This window comes from Streptomyces sp. NBC_00461 (assembly GCF_036013935.1).
Lineage (GTDB): Bacteria > Actinomycetota > Actinomycetes > Streptomycetales > Streptomycetaceae > Streptomyces.
In genome coordinates this window covers 1,779,889-1,797,398 of record NZ_CP107902.1, presented here as the reverse complement: position 1 = coordinate 1,797,398, position 17,510 = coordinate 1,779,889, and the positions used below count along the sequence as shown (strand labels likewise).

General features: G+C 70.2%; 16 protein-coding genes. 9 read left to right on the top strand and 7 right to left on the bottom strand.

The window, feature by feature from the left end:
• Positions 1-48 precede the first annotated feature (48 nt).
• A complete protein-coding gene (locus OG870_RS08675; RefSeq protein ID WP_266510705.1) occupies positions 49-1,278 on the bottom strand; it encodes a DUF349 domain-containing protein in 1,230 nt (409 codons plus the stop codon).
• 135 nt (positions 1,279-1,413) lie between these two features.
• On the bottom strand, positions 1,414-2,259 hold the full coding sequence (locus OG870_RS08670) for a peptidylprolyl isomerase (protein ID WP_266510702.1): 846 nt from the start codon (positions 2,257-2,259) through the stop codon (positions 1,414-1,416).
• Positions 2,260-2,449: 190 nt separating this feature from the next.
• Between OG870_RS08670 and OG870_RS08665 the strand changes: the two genes are divergently transcribed.
• Both OG870_RS08665 and hisS read left to right on the top strand, forming a co-directional pair.
• Complete coding sequence (locus OG870_RS08665) at positions 2,450-3,160, top strand: MBL fold metallo-hydrolase (RefSeq protein WP_266510699.1); 711 nt, start codon at positions 2,450-2,452, stop codon at positions 3,158-3,160.
• Positions 3,161-3,171: 11 nt separating this feature from the next.
• Positions 3,172-4,434 carry a histidine--tRNA ligase gene (gene hisS / locus OG870_RS08660; RefSeq protein ID WP_266586005.1) on the top strand — a complete coding sequence of 421 codons (1,263 nt, stop codon included), beginning with the start codon at positions 3,172-3,174 and terminating at the stop codon, positions 4,432-4,434.
• A 70-nt stretch (positions 4,435-4,504) separates the two neighbouring features.
• Here the strand turns inward: hisS and OG870_RS08655 are convergent, their stop codons facing one another.
• Genes OG870_RS08655 through OG870_RS08640 form a run of 4 tightly spaced genes read right to left on the bottom strand, consistent with a single transcriptional unit; the run spans position 4,505 to position 8,032 of the window.
• Positions 4,505-5,131: a response regulator gene (locus OG870_RS08655; RefSeq protein WP_266510694.1), complete on the bottom strand. Its 627-nt coding sequence runs from the start codon at positions 5,129-5,131 to the stop codon at positions 4,505-4,507.
• Positions 5,128-6,366, bottom strand: coding sequence for a sensor histidine kinase (locus OG870_RS08650; protein ID WP_266586007.1), 1,239 nt, complete (start codon positions 6,364-6,366; stop codon positions 5,128-5,130). Before OG870_RS08650 ends, OG870_RS08655 begins: the two co-directional genes overlap by 4 nt.
• Positions 6,324-7,169: an ABC transporter permease gene (locus tag OG870_RS08645; protein WP_266923457.1), complete on the bottom strand. Its 846-nt coding sequence runs from the start codon at positions 7,167-7,169 to the stop codon at positions 6,324-6,326. The genes OG870_RS08650 and OG870_RS08645 overlap by 43 nt, the downstream gene beginning before the upstream one ends.
• Entirely contained in the window at positions 7,166-8,032 is an 867-nt protein-coding gene (locus tag OG870_RS08640; protein ID WP_266510688.1) for an ABC transporter ATP-binding protein, read from the bottom strand. Before OG870_RS08640 ends, OG870_RS08645 begins: the two co-directional genes overlap by 4 nt.
• A 146-nt stretch (positions 8,033-8,178) precedes the next feature.
• Between OG870_RS08640 and OG870_RS08635 the strand changes: the two genes are divergently transcribed.
• The 3 genes from OG870_RS08635 (at position 8,179) to rpsD (ending at position 11,173) form a co-directional block, all read left to right on the top strand.
• A complete protein-coding gene (locus tag OG870_RS08635; protein ID WP_266510686.1) occupies positions 8,179-8,841 on the top strand; it encodes a vitamin K epoxide reductase family protein in 663 nt (220 codons plus the stop codon).
• Between the two features lie 56 nt (positions 8,842-8,897).
• Positions 8,898-10,253: a replication-associated recombination protein A gene (locus OG870_RS08630; protein ID WP_266510684.1), complete on the top strand. Its 1,356-nt coding sequence runs from the start codon at positions 8,898-8,900 to the stop codon at positions 10,251-10,253.
• Positions 10,254-10,558: 305 nt separating this feature from the next.
• Positions 10,559-11,173 carry a 30S ribosomal protein S4 gene (rpsD, locus tag OG870_RS08625; RefSeq protein ID WP_190073919.1) on the top strand — a complete coding sequence of 205 codons (615 nt, stop codon included), beginning with the start codon at positions 10,559-10,561 and terminating at the stop codon, positions 11,171-11,173.
• 24 nt (positions 11,174-11,197) lie between these two features.
• On the opposite strand, the gene OG870_RS08620 is transcribed toward rpsD, so the two are convergent.
• Positions 11,198-13,351: an ATP-binding protein gene (locus OG870_RS08620; protein ID WP_266923455.1), complete on the bottom strand. Its 2,154-nt coding sequence runs from the start codon at positions 13,349-13,351 to the stop codon at positions 11,198-11,200.
• A gap of 155 nt (positions 13,352-13,506) precedes the next feature.
• On the opposite strand from OG870_RS08620, the gene OG870_RS08615 reads away from it, so the two are divergent.
• From OG870_RS08615 to ruvX, 4 genes are read left to right on the top strand one after another with little or no spacing between them, the layout of a single operon-like run.
• Positions 13,507-13,971 (top strand): DUF948 domain-containing protein, encoded by a 465-nt coding sequence (locus tag OG870_RS08615; RefSeq protein WP_266510672.1) that lies wholly within the window; start codon positions 13,507-13,509, stop codon positions 13,969-13,971.
• An 8-nt stretch (positions 13,972-13,979) separates the two neighbouring features.
• Positions 13,980-14,339: a hypothetical protein gene (locus OG870_RS08610; RefSeq protein WP_266510670.1), complete on the top strand. Its 360-nt coding sequence runs from the start codon at positions 13,980-13,982 to the stop codon at positions 14,337-14,339.
• Entirely contained in the window at positions 14,339-17,011 is a 2,673-nt protein-coding gene (gene alaS / locus OG870_RS08605; protein ID WP_266510668.1) for an alanine--tRNA ligase, read from the top strand. The genes OG870_RS08610 and alaS overlap by 1 nt, the downstream gene beginning before the upstream one ends.
• A 10-nt stretch (positions 17,012-17,021) precedes the next feature.
• Positions 17,022-17,486, top strand: a complete 465-nt coding sequence (gene ruvX / locus OG870_RS08600) for a Holliday junction resolvase RuvX (RefSeq protein ID WP_266510666.1) — start codon at positions 17,022-17,024, stop codon at positions 17,484-17,486.
• Positions 17,487-17,510 lie beyond the last annotated feature (24 nt).

Genomic DNA, 17,510 nt, shown 5'->3' with positions numbered 1-17,510 from the left:
GAGGTACGGGGCCCTTTCCTTGGGTCTCGTCAGCCTGTCAGCCGCCTGTCAGCCGCCGAACTCGTGCAGGCCCTTGAGCGCCTGGTCCAGGAGCGCCTGGCGGCCCTCCAGCTCCCGCTCGAGCTTGTCGGCCCTGGAGTTGTTGCCCTGGGCCCTGGCCTGCTCGATCTGGCCCCGCAGCTTGTCCACGGCCGCCTGGAGCTGGCCGGTCAGACCCTCGGCACGCGCGCGTGCCTCCGGGTTCGTCCGGCGCCACTCGGACTCCTCGGCCTCCTGGATGGCGCGCTCGACGGCGTGCATCCGGCCCTCGACCTTCGGCCGGGCGTCACGCGGCACATGGCCGATGGCCTCCCACCGCTCGTTGATCGAGCGGAACGCGGCGCGTGCCGCCTTCAGATCCGTGACCGGGAGGATCTTCTCGGCCTCCCCGGCCAGCTCCTCCTTGAGCTTCAGGTTCTCCGACTGTTCGGCGTCCCGCTCGGCGAAGACCGAGCTGCGGGCGGCGAAGAACACGTCCTGGGCGCCGCGGAAGCGGTTCCACAGGTCGTCCTCGTGCTCACGCTGGGCGCGGCCCGCGGCCTTCCACTCCGTCATCAGGTCGCGGTAGCGCGCCGCCGTAGGACCCCAGTCCGTCGAACCGGACAGCGCCTCGGCCTCGGCGACCAGCCGCTCCTTCGTCCTGCGGGCCTCCTCGCGCTGCGCGTCCAGCGAAGCGAAGTGGGCCTTGCGACGCTTGGAGAACGCCGACCGGGCATGCGAGAAGCGGTGCCACAGCTCGTCGTCCGACTTGCGGTCCAGGCGCGGCAGACCCTTCCAGGTGTCCACCAGCGCCCGCAGCCGCTCACCGGCCGACCGCCACTGGTCGGACTGCGCCAGCTGCTCCGCCTCGGTGACCAGGTCCTCCTTGGCGTGCCGCGCCTCGTCCGACTGCTTCGCCCGCTGCTGCTTGCGCTCCTCACGACGCGCATCGACCGTCTGGACCAGCTTGTCCAGACGAGTCCGCAGGGCGGCCAGGTCGCCGACCGCGTGGTGCGCGTCGACCTGCTCGCGGATGTGGTCGATGGCGGTCTGCGCGTCCTTCGCGGACAGGTCGGTGGTCTTCACTCGCTTCTCGAGGAGGCCGATCTCGACAACCAGGCCCTCGTACTTGCGCTCGAAGTAGGCCAACGCCTCCTCAGGGGAGCCGGCCTGCCAGGAACCGACGACCTGCTCGCCGTCGGCCGTACGCACGTACACGGTCCCCGTCTCGTCGACGCGGCCCCACGGGTCGCTGCTCACAGCGCCTCCTCCACATGATGCCTGCGAAGGGCCTCACTGCCCCCGGGCATCGTCCACAGTTTCGTCACGGCCAACATAGGCGACCGGCGGGTTGCCTGTCCGCATCCCGCGCGACCGAAATTCCGCACTTGACGCTCAGGATTTGGTGACCGTCGCCTTGTTGATCACCACGGTCGCGTTCGGTGCCGTGTTGCCCGTCGTGGGGTCCGCGGCCTGGGCTCCGGCGGCGGCGATCTTCTTGAGAACCTTCATGCCCGCCTTGGAAATCGTGCCGAACGGGGTGTAGTCGGCCGGCAGCGGACTGTCCTGGTAGACGAGGAAGAACTGGCTGCCGCCGCTGTTGCGGCCCTGCTTCGTCTGAGCGTTGTACTGGTTGGCCATCGCGACCGTGCCCGCCGGGTACACCTGCCCCTTGAGGACCTTGTCCTTGAGGTTCTCGTCCGGAATCGTGTAGCCGGGACCGCCCGTGCCGGTGGCCGTGGGGTCGCCGCACTGCAGGACGTAGATGCCCTGGGGGACCAGCCGGTGGCACTTGGTGTGGTCCAAGTAGCCCTTGCCGACAAGGAAGTTGAACGAGTTGACGGTGTGCGGCGCCGCCGACGCGTTCAGCGCGATGTCTATGTCACCGCACGTCGTGGCGAGATCCATCGTGTACTTCGCCGACTTGTCGATGGTCAGCGCCGGCTCCTTCTTCCAGCTCAGCTTCTTCACCGAGCCCTTGGCCGGCTTCGCGCACGGGTCCGGCGCCTTGCTGGTCGGGGGCGCGCTGGGCGTCGTCTGCGGGCTCGCCTTGGCCTTGCCGTCGTCCTTGAGCGCACCGGTCGTGTAGAGCGCGACGCTGCCGATCACGACCACGCCGAGCACCGACGCGATCACCGAGTTGCGCATGTTCGCCTTGCGGCGCGCGGCCGTGCGCCGCTGTTGCTGGCGCAAGAACTTCTCCCGGGCGAGCTGACGCTTCCGCTGTTCCTGGGTGACCACCGGGTTTTCTCCTCGTGCGTCTCGTACGTCGACTGGGGCGCGTGCGTCTTGTGAGTCGACCGCCTGCGTGTGCCCCGTACCGTATATGGGTTCGCTGAGGATTCGGCAGCGCCGGTAGGCTCTGGCAGAGGCTGCAGCCATTCGTTCACAGCTGCAGCGGCTGCCCGTATCGACACAACGAAGGACGATCGTGCTCATTGCCGGGTTCCCCGCCGGGGCCTGGGGGACGAACTGTTATCTCGTCGCCCCCGCCGCCGGAGAGGAGTGCGTGATCATCGACCCGGGCCATCAGGCCGCCCAAGGCGTCGAGGAAGCGCTGAAGAAGCATCGGCTCAAGCCCGTCGCCGTCGTCCTCACCCACGGCCACATCGACCATGTGGCCTCGGTCGTCCCGGTGTGCGGCGCGCATGACGTGCCGGCGTGGATCCACCCCGAGGACCGCTACATGCTGGCGGACCCGGAGAAGGCGCTCGGCCGATCCATCGGGATGCCGCTGATGGGCGAGCTCACGGTGGGGGAGCCGGACGACGTCAAGGAGCTGACCGATGGCGCGCGGCTCTCGCTCGCGGGTCTGGAGCTGTCCGTCGCGCATGCGCCCGGACATACCAAGGGGTCGGTGACCTTCCGGATGCCCGAGACCACGGAGATCCCTTCCGTGTTCTTCTCCGGGGATCTGCTGTTCGCCGGCTCCATCGGACGCACCGACCTGCCCGGCGGCGACATGGCCGAGATGCTCGACTCGCTGGCCCGCGTGTGCCTGCCGCTCGAGGACTCGACCGTGGTGCTGTCCGGCCACGGCCCCCAGACGACCATCGGCCAGGAGCGCGCCGCCAACCCGTATCTGCGGCAGGTGGCCGCCGGCCAGGGAGCCGGCGCCGACGCTCCCCGACGAGGAATGTGACGAGACCTTCCGTGAGCACCTTCAAGGCCCCCAAGGGCACGTACGACCTGATCCCGCCGGACAGCGCCAAGTTCCTGGCGGTCCGCGAGGCGATCGCCGCACCGCTGCGCAACTCCGGCTACGGCTACATCGAGACGCCCGGCTTCGAGAACGTCGAGCTGTTCGCGCGCGGTGTCGGCGAGTCCACCGACATCGTGACCAAGGAGATGTACGCCTTCGAGACCAAGGGCGGCGACAGGCTCGCGCTGCGCCCCGAGGGCACCGCCTCCGTGCTGCGCGCGGCGCTGGAGGCCAACCTGCACAAGCTGGGCAACCTCCCGGTCAAGCTCTGGTACTCGGGCTCCTACTACCGCTACGAGCGCCCCCAGAAGGGCCGCTACCGGCACTTCTCGCAGGTGGGCGCCGAGGCGATCGGCGCGGAGGACCCGGCGCTCGACGCCGAGCTGATCATCCTGGCCGACCAGGCGTACCGCTCGCTGGGCCTCAGGAACTTCCGCATCCTGCTCAACAGCCTGGGCGACAGGGAGTGCCGTCCGGTGTACCGGGCGGCCCTGCAGGACTTCCTGCGCGGCCTGGACCTGGACGAGGACACCCTGCGCCGCGCCGAGATCAACCCGCTGCGCGTCCTGGACGACAAGCGCGAGTCGGTCCAGAAGCAGCTCGGGGACGCGCCGCTGCTGCGCGACTACCTCTGCGACGCCTGCAAGGCGTACCACGAGGAGGTCCGGGAGCTGATCACGGCGGCGGGCGTCGCCTTCGAGGACGATCCCAAGCTGGTGCGCGGCCTGGACTACTACACCCGTACGACCTTCGAGTTCGTCCACGACGGTCTGGGTTCCCAGTCCGCCGTGGGCGGCGGCGGCCGTTACGACGGGCTGTCGGAGATGATCGGCGGCCCCGAGCTGCCGTCCGTCGGCTGGGCCCTCGGCGTCGACCGCACGGTCCTGGCGCTGGAGGCGGAGGGCGTCGAGCTCGAACTCCCCTCCACGACCAGCGTGTTCGCGGTCCCGCTCGGCGAGGAGGCCCGCCGCGTCCTGTTCGCCAAGGTCACCGAACTGCGCAAGCTCGGCATCGCCACCGACTTCTCCTATGGCGCCAAGGGCCTCAAGGGCGCCATGAAGAACGCCAACCGCAGCGGCGCCCGCTACACGATCGTCGCCGGTGAACGCGACCTCGCCGAGGGCGTCGTCCAGCTCAAGGACATGGAGTCCGGCGAGCAGACGGCGGTCGGGGTGAACGAGATCGTGGCGGAGCTGGAGTCCCGGCTCGGCTAGCCCGTCCGTCCCGCCCGTCCTTCACGTCGTCGAGGGCGCCGGATGCCCGCAGGGGCACCCGGCGCCCTCGTCATGGGTCGAGCAGCCCGAAGCGCATCGCACTCGTCACCGCCGCCGTCCGGTCGTCGACCCCCAACTTGCCGAAGGCGCGCAGGAGATGGGTCTTCACCGTCGACTCGCCGATGAACAGACGCCGGCCGATCTCCGCGTTCGTGCAGCCCTCCGCCACCAGCCGCAGAACCGCCGTCTCCCGCTCCGAGAGCCGCGGCCGCTCCGGTTTCGTACGCAGCCGGTCCACCAGCCGCGCCGCCACCGACGGCGCGAGCACGGTCTCGCCACGCGCGGCCGCCCGCACCGCCTCCGCCAGCTCACCCCGTGGCATGTCCTTGAGCAGGTAACCCGCCGCGCCGGCCTCGACCGCTCGCAGGATGTCCCGGTCCGTCTCGTACGTCGTCAGGACGATCACCCGGCACGACAGCCCGGCCTCGCCCATCCGCACGATGGAGTCGACGCCCCCGCCGCCCGGCATCCGCAGGTCCATGAGCACGATGTCGGGCCGGAGTTCGGCCGCCAACGCCTCCGCCTGCGGCCCGCTCGCCGCATCGGCGACGACGTCCAGATCGGGCTCGGCACTGAGCATCGCCCGCAGGCCCTCCCGTACGACGGGATGGTCGTCGGCGAGGACGATCCGGATCACGACGAGCTCCTCGGGGAAGAGACGGGCAGGCGTACGGTCACCGTCGTGCCGTCGCCCGGTGTGCTGCGGATCTGCGCCGTTCCGCCCACCTCGATGACCCGGGAACGCAGCCCCGCGAGACCGTAGCCGTCGCAGGGTGAACCGGGGTCGAAGCCGCGGCCGTCGTCCCGTACGGACACGGTGAGCGCGTCCTCGGAGTACGCCAGCGCGATGCCTACGGCGGCCGAACCCCCCGCGTGCTTACGGGCGTTCGCCAGGGCCTCCTGGCAGGAACGCAGCGCCACCACCTCAGGAGCGGCCGGCAGCGGGCGCACGGGCCCGGTCACGTCCAGTGTGGCCTCGTGGCGCGCCGCGAGGCGGCGCAGCGCGTCCGGCAGGGACGTTCCGTTCAGGTCGGCGGGCGCCGCCCCGGCGACCAGGGCACGGGCCTCGGCGAGGTTCTGCCGGGCCGTCTCGTCCATCAGGGCCAGATGCCGGCGGACCTGCGGGACGTCGTGGTCGAGTTCGGCCTCCACCGCCTGGACCAGCATCAACAGGCTGGTGAAGCCCTGTGCGAGGGTGTCGTGGATCTCGCGGGCCATGCGTTCGCGCTCGGTGAGGGCGCCGTGCGCGGCCGAGAGACGGGACACCTCGTGGCGGCTGGCGTCCAGCTCGGCGATCAACTCCGACCGCTCCACGCTCTGTTCGATGATGCGGATGATCCAGCTGCCGATCATCATCGCGAAGACCAGAGTGACGGCGGTGGACACGGAGTTGGCGAACACGTCCTCCGCACCGGGCCGCCACAACAGCGCCCAGCCGACCAGCGGAACGAGGTTGACCACCGTGACCGCGGCCAGTGCCCTGCGCACGCCCAGCGTCATGAAGCACTGGGGGATGAGAGCGAACACCAGCAGCCGTGACTCGCTCACCAGCACCGCTGACGGCAGGTACAGCACCATCGCCCCCGTGAGGTAGCTCAGCGCCCGCCGCTCGTCCGGCGAGCCCTCGGGCAGGAGCGGCCGCCCGACTGCCACGTACCAGGGCACCATCGGCACGAGCAGCCCGGCGGCCACCGCCCGGACGAGCCATCCGGGATGCGGTGCGGCCAGCACGAAGGTCAGGGTGGCCGCCCAGGCGACCGCGAAGTACGCGTCCCACAGTCGGATCGACCGATCCCAGGCATCCGCACCGCGCGCGGTCCCGGCACCGCTCACCCGGTGCGCCGGTCCTTCCAGCGAAACGTCAGCAGACACAGCACCAATCCTCCGACGCACCAGGCGGCCAGCACCAGCGCGATGCGCCCGAACTCCCAGCTCCCCGCCTGCTCCAGCACCCGTGCCGAGTCGGGCAGGAACACACCGCGCAGGCCCTGGCACAGCCACTTCAGCGGGAACAGCGCGCCGATGTTCAGCATCCAGTCCGGGATGGTGTCGACGGAGATGTACACCCCGGAGATGAACTGCAGGACCAGGAAGGGGAGTACGACGACCGAGCTGGCGCTCTTCGCCGACCCGGGCAGCGAACTGATCGCGATGCCCAGCAGGGCGCACCCCGTCAGCCCGAGCACGAAGATCCAGGCGAAGTCGAACCAACGGGACCCGTCCGACGGCAGATCGACGTCGTACAAGGTGGTGCCGACGACCAGCAGGATCGCCGTCTCCAACACGCCGGTGAACAGAACCAGCCAGATCTTGCCCAGGAAGTAGGCGGACGGAGGCATCGGGGTACCGCGCAGCCGGCGCAGCACCTTCTCGTCCCGCTCGACCGCGATGGAGATGCCCAGCGACTGGAAACTGGTCGACATGATGCCGGAGGCCATCATCGCGGGGACGTACAGCTGGGATGCGGTGACACCCGAGCCGTGGACGGCGTCGTGGAAGATCGACGCGAACAGGAACAGGAACACGACCGGGAACGCGAACGTGAACACCACCTGGTCGCGCTGCCGGAAGAACTGTTTGATCTCCAGGGCACCTCGCCGCAGTCCCAGCCCCCATGCCCCGGGCAGTCGTTCGGCGGACGGCTCGGTCCGGGTCCGCACTGCGGTCGTGGTCATCGCGCGTCCTCCTGTCCGGTCAGCCGGAGGTAGACGTCCTCCAGCGTGGGCCGGGTCACCTTCAGGCCCGGGATCTCTCCGTCGAAGCGGTGCATCAGCTCGGCGACGGTCCGGGTCGGCGTCTCGGTGCGCTCGGTGCGGGTGACGCCGTCGGGCTCGGTCCACTCGACGGTGGCCTCGGTGCCGTACCGCTCCCGCAGGGCGGCCGGCTCGCCCTCGGCGACGACCTGGCCCCGGGCGACGACGGCGAGCCGGTCGGCGAGCGCCTCCGCCTCCTCCAGGTAGTGCGTGGTCAGCAGGATGGTCGTGCCCTCGTCGGACAGGAGCCGGATCAGGTCCCAGAACTGGCGTCGGGCCGCCGGGTCGAAGCCGGTCGTCGGCTCGTCCAGGAGCAGCAGCTCGGGATCGCCGATCACCCCCAGGGCCACATCGAGACGCCTGCGCTGGCCGCCCGACAGCGCCTTGATCCGGCTGCCCGCCTTCGCCTCCAGCCCCACCAGGCCGATGACCTCCTCGGGGTCCCGCGGACGCGGGTAGTAGCGGGCGAAATGCCGTACGGTCTCGCGCACCGTCAACTCGGCGGGTGCCGATTCGTCCTGCCAGACGATTCCGACACGCGACCTCCACGCGCGCGCGGCGGTCGCCGGGTCCGATCCGAGCACCGACACCTCGCCCGCGTCCCTGGAACGGTTGCCCTGGAGGATCTCCACCGTGGTGCTCTTGCCCGCGCCGTTGGGTCCCAGCAGGCCGAACACCTCGCCCTTGCGGATCCTGAGATCGATGCCGTCCACGGCGGTCACGTCCCCGTACTGCTTGCGCAGCCCCCGTACGTCCACCGCGAGATCGTTCGCGTGTGCTGTCATGCCGTCCAGCGTCGTCCGGAACCGAACGCTCAGGGACGACCGTGCGTACTTCCTTATGTCCACCGAACGGTGGACAGTGGCCACGGTGCGGCACAATGGCCCCTGCCCGAAGAAGGTCCAACTCTCAAGCAGACGGAATCGGCGTGATGAGCAAGACCACTGTCAAGGACGTCTCCACCGAGCCCGAGCCCGCCCCGGATCACGACCCGTCCGGACCGCGCACAGTGGGCGGCAGCCGGGCGTTCGCGCTCCTGCTGGTGATCACGGGTGCAGCGGGTCTGCTCGCCGCGTGGGTCATCACGGCCGACAAGTTCAAGCTGCTCGAGGCCAAGGTCGCGGGCACGTCGTACACCCCGGGGTGCAGCCTCAACCCGGTCGTCTCCTGCGGCAGCGTCATGGAGTCGAAGCAGGCCGCCGCCTTCGGCTTCCCCAACCCGATGCTCGGCCTGGTCTGCTACGGCATCGTGATCTGCGTCGGCATGAGCCTGCTCACCCGAGCCCGCTTCCCGCGCTGGTACTGGCTCACCTTCAACTTCGGCACGCTCTTCGGCGTGGCCTTCTGCACCTGGCTCCAGTTCCAGTCGCTCTACCGCATCAACGCGCTGTGCCTGTGGTGCTCCCTGGCCTGGGTCGCGACGATCACGATGTTCTGGTACGTGACCTCGTTCAACGTCCGCAACGACCTGCTGCCCGCCCCGCGCTGGCTGAAGAGCTTCTTCGGCGAGTTCACCTGGGTCGTGCCCGTGCTGCACGTCGGCATCATCGGCATGCTCGTCCTGACCCGCTGGTGGGACTTCTGGACCAGCTGACCCCTGGCCCCCAGGGGCCCGGAGGGATTGTCAGTGCGTTGAACTAGGGTTTCAGCGTGGAGCCCGACCTGTTCACCGCCGCCGCAGAAGAACGCCAGGAGAAGGATCCGACAGGAAGCCCCCTGGCGGTGCGGATGCGCCCGCGCACCCTCGACGAGGTGGTGGGCCAGCAGCACCTGCTCAAGCCGGGCTCGCCCCTGCGCCGACTGGTCGGCGAGGGCGCGGGCGGCCCGGCCGGACCGTCCTCGGTGCTCCTGTGGGGCCCGCCCGGCACCGGCAAGACGACTTTGGCGTACGTCGTCTCCAAGGCCACCGACAAGCGCTTCGTCGAGCTGTCGGCGATCACCGCGGGCGTCAAGGAGGTCCGTGCGGTCATCGACGGCGCCCGCCGCGCCACCGGCGGGTACGGCAAGGAGACCGTCCTCTTCCTCGACGAGATCCACCGCTTCAGCAAGGCCCAGCAGGACTCCCTGCTCCCTGCGGTCGAGAACCGCTGGGTGACCCTCATCGCGGCGACGACGGAGAACCCGTACTTCTCGGTGATCTCCCCGCTCCTGTCCCGCTCCCTCCTCCTCACCCTCGAACCCCTCACCGACGACGACGTCCGGGGCCTGCTCAAGCGGGCGCTGAGCGACCAGCGCGGCCTCAAGGGCGCGGTCACCCTCCCCGAGGACACCGAGGACCACTTCGTGCGCATCGCCGGCGGCGACGCCCGCCGCGCCCTGACCGCCCTGGAGGCGGCGGCCGGGGCCGCGCTCGACAAGGGCGAGACGGAGATCTCCCTGACCACCCTGGAGGAGACGGTCGACCGGGCGGCGGTGAAGTACGACCGCGACGGCGACCAGCACTACGACGTCGCCAGCGCCCTGATCAAGTCCATCAGAGGCTCGGACGTCGACGCCGCCCTGCACTACCTGGCCCGCATGATCGAGGCCGGCGAGGACCCCCGCTTCATCGCCCGCCGCCTGATGATCTCGGCGAGCGAGGACATCGGCTTGGCCGACCCCAATGCCCTGCCGATCGCCGTCGCCGCCGCCCAGGCCGTCGCCATGATCGGCTTCCCCGAGGCCGCCCTCACCCTCAGCCACGCCACCATCGCCCTGGCCCTGGCCCCCAAGTCCAACTCCGCGACGACCGCGATCGGCGCCGCGATGGACGACGTACGCAAGGGACTGGCGGGCTCCGTGCCCCCGCACCTGCGCGACGGCCACTACAAGGGCGCCGCCAAACTCGGCCACGCGCAGGGGTATGTGTATCCGCACGACCTGGCCGAGGGCATCGCCGAGCAGCAGTACGCCCCGGACGCCATCAAGGACCGCGAGTACTACACACCGACCCGGCACGGAGCCGAGGCGAGATACGCGGACGCGGTCGAATGGACCAGGAAACACCTCGGTCGCAAGCGGTCCTGAGCACCCTGTAGACTTCGCCGAAGTGCTGAGTCCTGTGCTGTCAGAGCGGGACAGTCAGCCGGAGACCGGTCCCTCGCGGACCGACTCCAGGAGCGTCGCGCACCGTCGATCGGTGTCGCGGGCAGCCCACCACCACCCGGGGTTCCGGGACCGGTCGGTGGGCCACTCGCGTGCTGCACGTATGTGCCCAGACCAGGGGAGCGGCTGCCCACCCCGTCCGCCAGGACGAGATGGGTTTCCCCGGCTGCGGATGCGACCTCCCACCACCCTGGCAAGCCGGAAACCTGAGAAAAGAGACAGACACAGTGGCGAACCAGTCCCGCCCCAAGGTCAAGAAGTCGCGTGCCCTCGGCATCGCGCTGACCCCGAAGGCCGTCAAGTACTTCGAGGCCCGCCCCTACCCGCCGGGCGAGCACGGCCGTGGCCGCAAGCAGAACTCGGACTACAAGGTCCGTCTGCTCGAGAAGCAGCGTCTGCGCGCGCAGTACGACGTGTCCGAGCGCCAGCTCGTCCGCGCCTACGAGCGTGCCTCCAAGGTCCAGGGCAAGACCGGCGAGGCCCTGATCATCGAGCTCGAGCGCCGTCTCGACGCCCTGGTCCTGCGTTCGGGCATCGCCCGCACCATCTACCAGGCCCGTCAGATGGTCGTTCACGGCCACATCGAGGTCAACGGCGGCAAGGTCGACAAGCCGTCGTTCCGCGTCCGTCCCGACGACGTCGTGATGGTTCGCGAGCGCAGCCGCGAGAAGACCCTCTTCTCCATCGCCCGTGAGGGCGGCTTCGCCCCCGACGGTGAGACCCCGCGCTACCTCCAGGTGAACCTCAAGGCCCTGGCGTTCCGCCTGGACCGTGAGCCGAACCGCAAGGAGATCCCGGTGATCTGCGACGAGCAGCTCGTCGTCGAGTACTACGCCCGCTGATCACCAGCAGGCGGTAGCACCACCTCAGCCCGCCGTCTCCCCGCCCTTCCGGGCGCGGGAGGCGGCGGGTTCGTGCATGTTCACGCTCGCCGTCGCGTACCGCACCGGCCCCCGCGGCGAAGGGACGGCGCCCAGCGGCCGCTCCAGCGCCCTCGACACCGCCGCCTCCCGCACCAGCCGCGCCCCCTCCGCCACGCAACCCGCGTACCGCTGGTCGCCCAGCCGCTCCCGCGCCATCGCCTCGCACAGCTCGTGCGGGGCGTTGTAGTACGCCGAGCCGAACAGCGGCAGACCCACCGACCGCCACATCCGCGTCGCCGCGCCCTGCAGCACCGCAGCCTCCGCCGCATCGCCCTGCACCGCCGTGACCAGGGCCAGCAGCTCCACCGCCAGCACCGAGCCGAGCAGGTCGTGGAAGGAGTGCGCGCCGGCGAGGCAGTCCACCAGCAGGGCGCGGGCTCCGGCCGGGTGGCCGCCGGCCCAGGCCGCGTACGCCAGCACGTACAGCGCGTAGGTACGGGTCCACCGCTCCCCGTGGTCCTCGCACACCCGCCGTACGTCCTCGCACAGCCGCACCGCGTCCGGCAGATCGCCCTGGAACGCCCGCGCCATCGCCAGCTCGACCTGGCCCATCAGCACGTTGCTGTTGAGCTCGCCGATCTCCTGATAGCGGTCCAGCGCCGAACGCAGCAGCGTTTCCGCCCGTGGCATGTCGTCCGTCACCAGGGCCAGGCATCCGGTGCGGTGCTCCGCGTATGCCACCGCCGTCGGATCGCCCGAGCGCTCCGCCTCCTCCCGGCACTCCTGCAGCGCCGCCAGCGCGGGCACCGTGTCGCCCTGCAGGATCGCCACATAGGCGAGCACCCACAGCGCCCTCAGCCGGGACTGCTCATGGCCGGAGTCCAGCCGCACGACCTGATCCAGCCAGCGCCGCCCCTCCGACAGCCGCCCGCAGCCCGCCCAGTAGAACCACAGGGAGCCCGCGAGGTACTGCCCCAGATGCGCCTCGTCCGGCTCGGCCAGACAGTGCTCCAGCGCACTGCGCAGATTCGGCAGCTCCACCTCCACCCGCGTGGCCACCTCGGCCTGACGCGGCGAGAACCAGTCCAGCTCGCACCAGGTCGCAAGGCCCAGGTACCAGTCGCGGTGCCGCCGCCGCAGCCGGGCCGCGTCCCCCGTCGCCTCCAGCCACTCGGCGCCGTACGCCCGGACCGTGTCCAGCATCCGGTAGCGCACACCTGCCGGCGTGTCCTCGCGCGCGAGCACCGACTGGGCGAGCAGTTCGGTGAGCACGTCGAGGACGTCGTCGGCCGCCAGACCGTCCCCGCTGCACACGTACTCGACCGCCTCCAGTTCGAACCGCCCGGCGAACACCGAGAGCCGCGACCACAGCAACCGCTCGCGGGGTGCGCACAGTTCATGGCTCCAGCCGATGGCCAGACGCAGGGTCCGATGGCGCGGCGGGGCATCCCGCCCGCCACCGGTGAGCAGCCGGAACCGGTCGTCCAGCCGCTCCAGCAGCTGCCCGGGGGACAGGGCCCGCAGCCGTCCCGCCGCCAGCTCGATCGCGAGCGGGATTCCGTCCAGGCGCCGGCACACCTCACGCAGCTCCGCGCCGTCCGTCACCACCGCACCCTGCTCCGCCGCCCGGTTCAGCAGCAGCTCGGCTGCCTCGTCCTCGCCCAGCGGTGGCAGCGGGCACACCCGCTCACCCGCCACGGCCAGCGGTCTGCGCCCCACCGCGAGCACCCTGAGCCCGGGCACCCGGCCCAGCAACTCGCCCACCAGAGAGGCACACGCCTCCGTCAGATGCTCGAACCCGTCCAGAACCAGCAGGAGTTGACGCTCGGCGAGATGAGCGAGGAGCGTCTCGCGGGGAAGCCGCGTCGTGTGGTCTCTCAGCCCCAGCGCCTCCACGACGGCGTACTCGACGAACTCCGGATCGCGCACCGGCGCCAGCTCCACCCGCCACACCCCGTCGCGCGGTGCGCACCGCAGGGCCGCCCGCGCCGCGAGCCGTGACTTGCCGACGCCGCCCGCACCCGTCACCGTCACCAGGCGCGCCGCCCCGAGTGCCCGCGCCAGTCCGGCCAGTTCGGCCGAACGCCCCACGAACGAGTTGAGCTCCAGAGGCAGATTGCCGTCCACCCGGTCGCCGCCGCGCTGATGATGCCGCATGGAACACGGAGCGTACTGAGCCGCATTCGGTCCGTACAATCCCTTGCCGCGACGCGGCGCCGCGCTGAGGGGTAATCCGGTGCGGAGCCCCATCCCCGGCGCGATAGGCTCGGCCCACGACTTTTCTCGATGTTCAGGCACGTTTCAGGGAGCGGGTGCACGTGGTGTCCGGTGGAGAGGTGGCCGGGATCCTGGTGGCCGTCTTCTGGGCGATCCTGGTCTCCTTCCTCGCCGTGGCACTGGCGAGGGTGGCCCAGACGCTCAAGGCGACCACCAAGCTGGTCGCGGACGTGACCGACCAGGCCGTTCCGCTGCTGGCCGACGCCTCCGCGGCGGTGCGCTCCGCGCAGACCCAGATCGACCGGGTCGACGCGATCGCGACCGACGTCCAGGAGGTCACGTCGAACGCGTCGGCGCTCTCGACCACCGTCGCCTCCACCTTCGGCGGCCCCCTGGTCAAGGTCGCCGCCTTCGGCTACGGCGTCCGCAGGGCCCTCGGCGCCCGCCGGGACGACGTGCCCGTCAAGGAGTCCCGGCGTACCGTGATCGTGGGCCGGACGGTCCCGGCCGCGCGGCGGGAGAAGCGCAAGGATCGCGAGAACCGCGGGAAGAGGGACTGAGCGAACCGATGTTCCGCCGTACGTTCTGGTTCACCACGGGCGTCGCCGCCGGCGTGTGGGCGACCACCAAGGTCAACCGCAAGCTGAAGCAGCTGACCCCCGAGAACCTCGCCGCCGCAGCGGCCAACAAGGCGCTTGAGGCCGGTCACCGCATCAAGGACCGCGCGGTCGGCTTCGCGCTCGACGTCCGCGACAACATGGCCCAGCGGGAGGAGGAACTGGGCGACGCGCTCGGGCTGAACGCCTCCGTCGACCCCGAACTCCCCGCACCCCGGCGGTACGCCGCCATCGAGAACCGCAACAACCCGAAGTACGTCGAGGGCTCGACGTACCAGACGTACTCGTACAACCGGAATGAGGACCACTGATGGAGTCGGCCGAGATTCGCCGCCGCTGGCTGAGCTTCTTCGAGGAGCGCGGGCACACCGTCGTCCCTTCGGCGTCGCTCATCGCGGACGACCCGACTCTGCTCCTGGTCCCCGCCGGCATGGTGCCCTTCAAGCCCTACTTCCTGGGTGAGGTCAAGCCGCCCTTCCCGCGCGCCACCAGCGTGCAGAAGTGCGTGCGCACGCCCGACATCGAAGAGGTCGGCAAGACCACCCGGCACGGCACCTTCTTCCAGATGTGCGGCAACTTCTCCTTCGGCGACTACTTCAAGGAAGGCGCCATCAAGTACGCCTGGGAGCTGCTCACCAGCCCCCAGGACAAGGGTGGTTACGGCCTGGAGCCGGAGAAGCTCTGGATCACGGTCTACAAGGACGACGACGAGGCCGAGCGCATCTGGCACGACGTCGTCGGCGTGCCGAAGGAGCGCATCCAGCGCCTCGGCATGAAGGACAACTACTGGTCCATGGGCGTCCCCGGCCCCTGCGGCCCCTGTTCCGAGATCAACTACGACCGCGGCCCCGAGTTCGGCGTCGAGGGCGGCCCGGCCGTCAACGACGAGCGGTACGTGGAGATCTGGAACCTCGTCTTCATGCAGTACGAGCGCGGCGAGGGCATCGGCAAGGACAACTTCGAGATCCTCGGCGAGCTCCCGAGCAAGAACATCGACACGGGCCTCGGCCTGGAGCGCCTCGCCATGATTCTGCAGGGCGTGCAGAACATGTACGAGATCGACACCTCCATGGCCGTCATCAACAAGGCCACTGAGCTGACCGGCGTTGCCTACGGCGACGCGCACGGCTCGGACGTCTCCCTGCGCGTGGTCACCGACCACATGCGTACCTCGGTGATGCTCATCGGCGACGGTGTGACGCCGGGCAACGAGGGCCGCGGCTACGTGCTGCGCCGCATCATGCGCCGCGCCATCCGCAACATGCGCCTGCTCGGCGCCACCGGCCCGGTCGTCAAGGACCTGATCGAGGTCGTCATCGGCATGATGGGCCAGCAGTACCCCGAGCTGGTCACCGACCGCGAGCGCATCGAGAAGGTCGCCCTCGCCGAGGAGAACGCCTTCCTCAAGACGCTGAAGGCCGGCACCAACATCCTCGACACCGCGGTGACCGAGACCAAGGCGTCCGGCTCCGGGGTCCTGCCCGGCGACAAGGCGTTCCTGCTCCACGACACCTGGGGCTTCCCGATCGACCTCACCCTGGAGATGGCCGCGGAGCAGGGCCTCTCGGTGGACGAGGACGGCTTCCGGCGGCTGATGAAGGAGCAGCGGGAGCGCGCGAAGGCCGACGCCCAGGCCAAGAAGACCGGCCACGCCGGCACCGGCGCCTACCGCGAGATCGCCGACAAGGCCGGCGAGACGGACTTCATCGGCTACACCGACACCGACACCGAGTCGACGATCGTCGGCATCCTGGTCGACGGCGCCTCCTCCCCGGCCGCCACCGAGGGCGACGAGGTCGAGATCGTCCTCGACCGCACCCCGTTCTACGCCGAGGGCGGCGGCCAGATCGGCGACACCGGCCGCATCAAGGTCGACACCGGTGCCGTCATCGAGATCCGTGACTGCCAGAAGCCGGTCCCCGGGGTGTACGTCCACAAGGGCGTCGTCCAGGTCGGCGAGGTCACGGTCGGCGCGAAGGCCCAGGCCTCCATCGACCAGCGCCGCCGCAAGGCCATCGCCCGCGCCCACTCCGCCACGCACCTCACCCACCAGGCCCTGCGCGACGCCCTCGGCCCGACGGCCGCGCAGGCCGGTTCCGAGAACCAGCCCGGCCGCTTCCGCTTCGACTTCGGCTCCCCGTCCGCCGTTCCCACGGCCGTGATGAGCGACGTCGAGCAGAAGATCAACGAGGTGCTCGCCCGCGACCTCGACGTCCGCGCCGACGTCATGGGCATCGACGAGGCCAAGAAGCAGGGCGCCATCGCCGAGTTCGGTGAGAAGTACGGCGAGCGGGTCCGCGTCGTGACCATCGGCGACTTCTCCAAGGAGCTGTGCGGCGGCACGCACGTGCACAACACCGCCCAGCTGGGCCTGGTGAAGCTGCTCGGCGAATCGTCGATCGGCTCGGGTGTCCGCCGTATCGAAGCCCTCGTCGGTGTCGACGCCTACAACTTCCTCGCCCGCGAGCACACGGTCGTCAACCAGCTGACCGAACTGCTCAAGGGCCGCTCGGAGGAACTCCCCGAGAAGGTCTCCGCCATGCTCGGCAAGCTGAAGGACGCCGAGAAGGAGATCGAGAAGTTCCGCGCCGAGAAGGTGCTCCAGGCCGCCGCCGGTCTGGTCGAGTCCGCCAAGGACATTCGTGGCATCGCCGTCGTCACCGGCCAGGTCCCGGACGGTACGACCCCCGACGACCTGCGCAAGCTGGTCCTCGACGTGCGCGGCCGCATCCAGGGCGGACGGCCCGCGGTCGTGGCCCTGTTCACGGTCAACAACGGCAAGCCCCTCACCGTCATCGCCACCAACGACGCCGCCCGTGAGCGCGGTCTCAAGGCCGGCGACCTGGTCCGTACGGCGGCCAAGACCCTCGGCGGCGGCGGTGGCGGCAAGCCGGACGTCGCCCAGGGCGGCGGCCAGAACCCGGCAGCGATCGGCGACGCCGTGGACGCGGTCGAGCGTCTTGTGACCGAGACGGCGAAGTAGGGCCGAAGAGATGCGCAGAGGCCGTCGACTCGCGATCGACGTCGGGGACGCCCGGATCGGGGTCGCCTCGTGCGACCCCGACGGGATCCTCGCCACCCCGGTCGAAACCGTCCCCGGCCGGGACGTTCCCGCAGCTCACCGGCGGCTCAAGCACATCGTCGAGGAGTACGAGCCGATCGAGGTGGTCGTCGGTCTCCCTCGCTCCCTCAAGGGGGGCGAGGGCCCCGCCGCGGTAAAGGTTCGTGGCTTCGCCCAGGAGCTCGCCAGGACAATCGCCCCGATCCCCGTCCGGCTCGTCGACGAGCGGATGACCACGGTGACGGCCAGTCAGGGACTGCGCGCCTCGGGCGTGAAGGCGAAGAAGGGCCGCTCCGTCATCGACCAGGCCGCCGCCGTGATCATCCTTCAGCAGGCCCTCGAATCCGAACGGGTGTCAGGTAAAGCACCCGGCGAGGGCGTCGAAGTGGTCATCTGATCGCGATACGGTAACGTTCCGCGC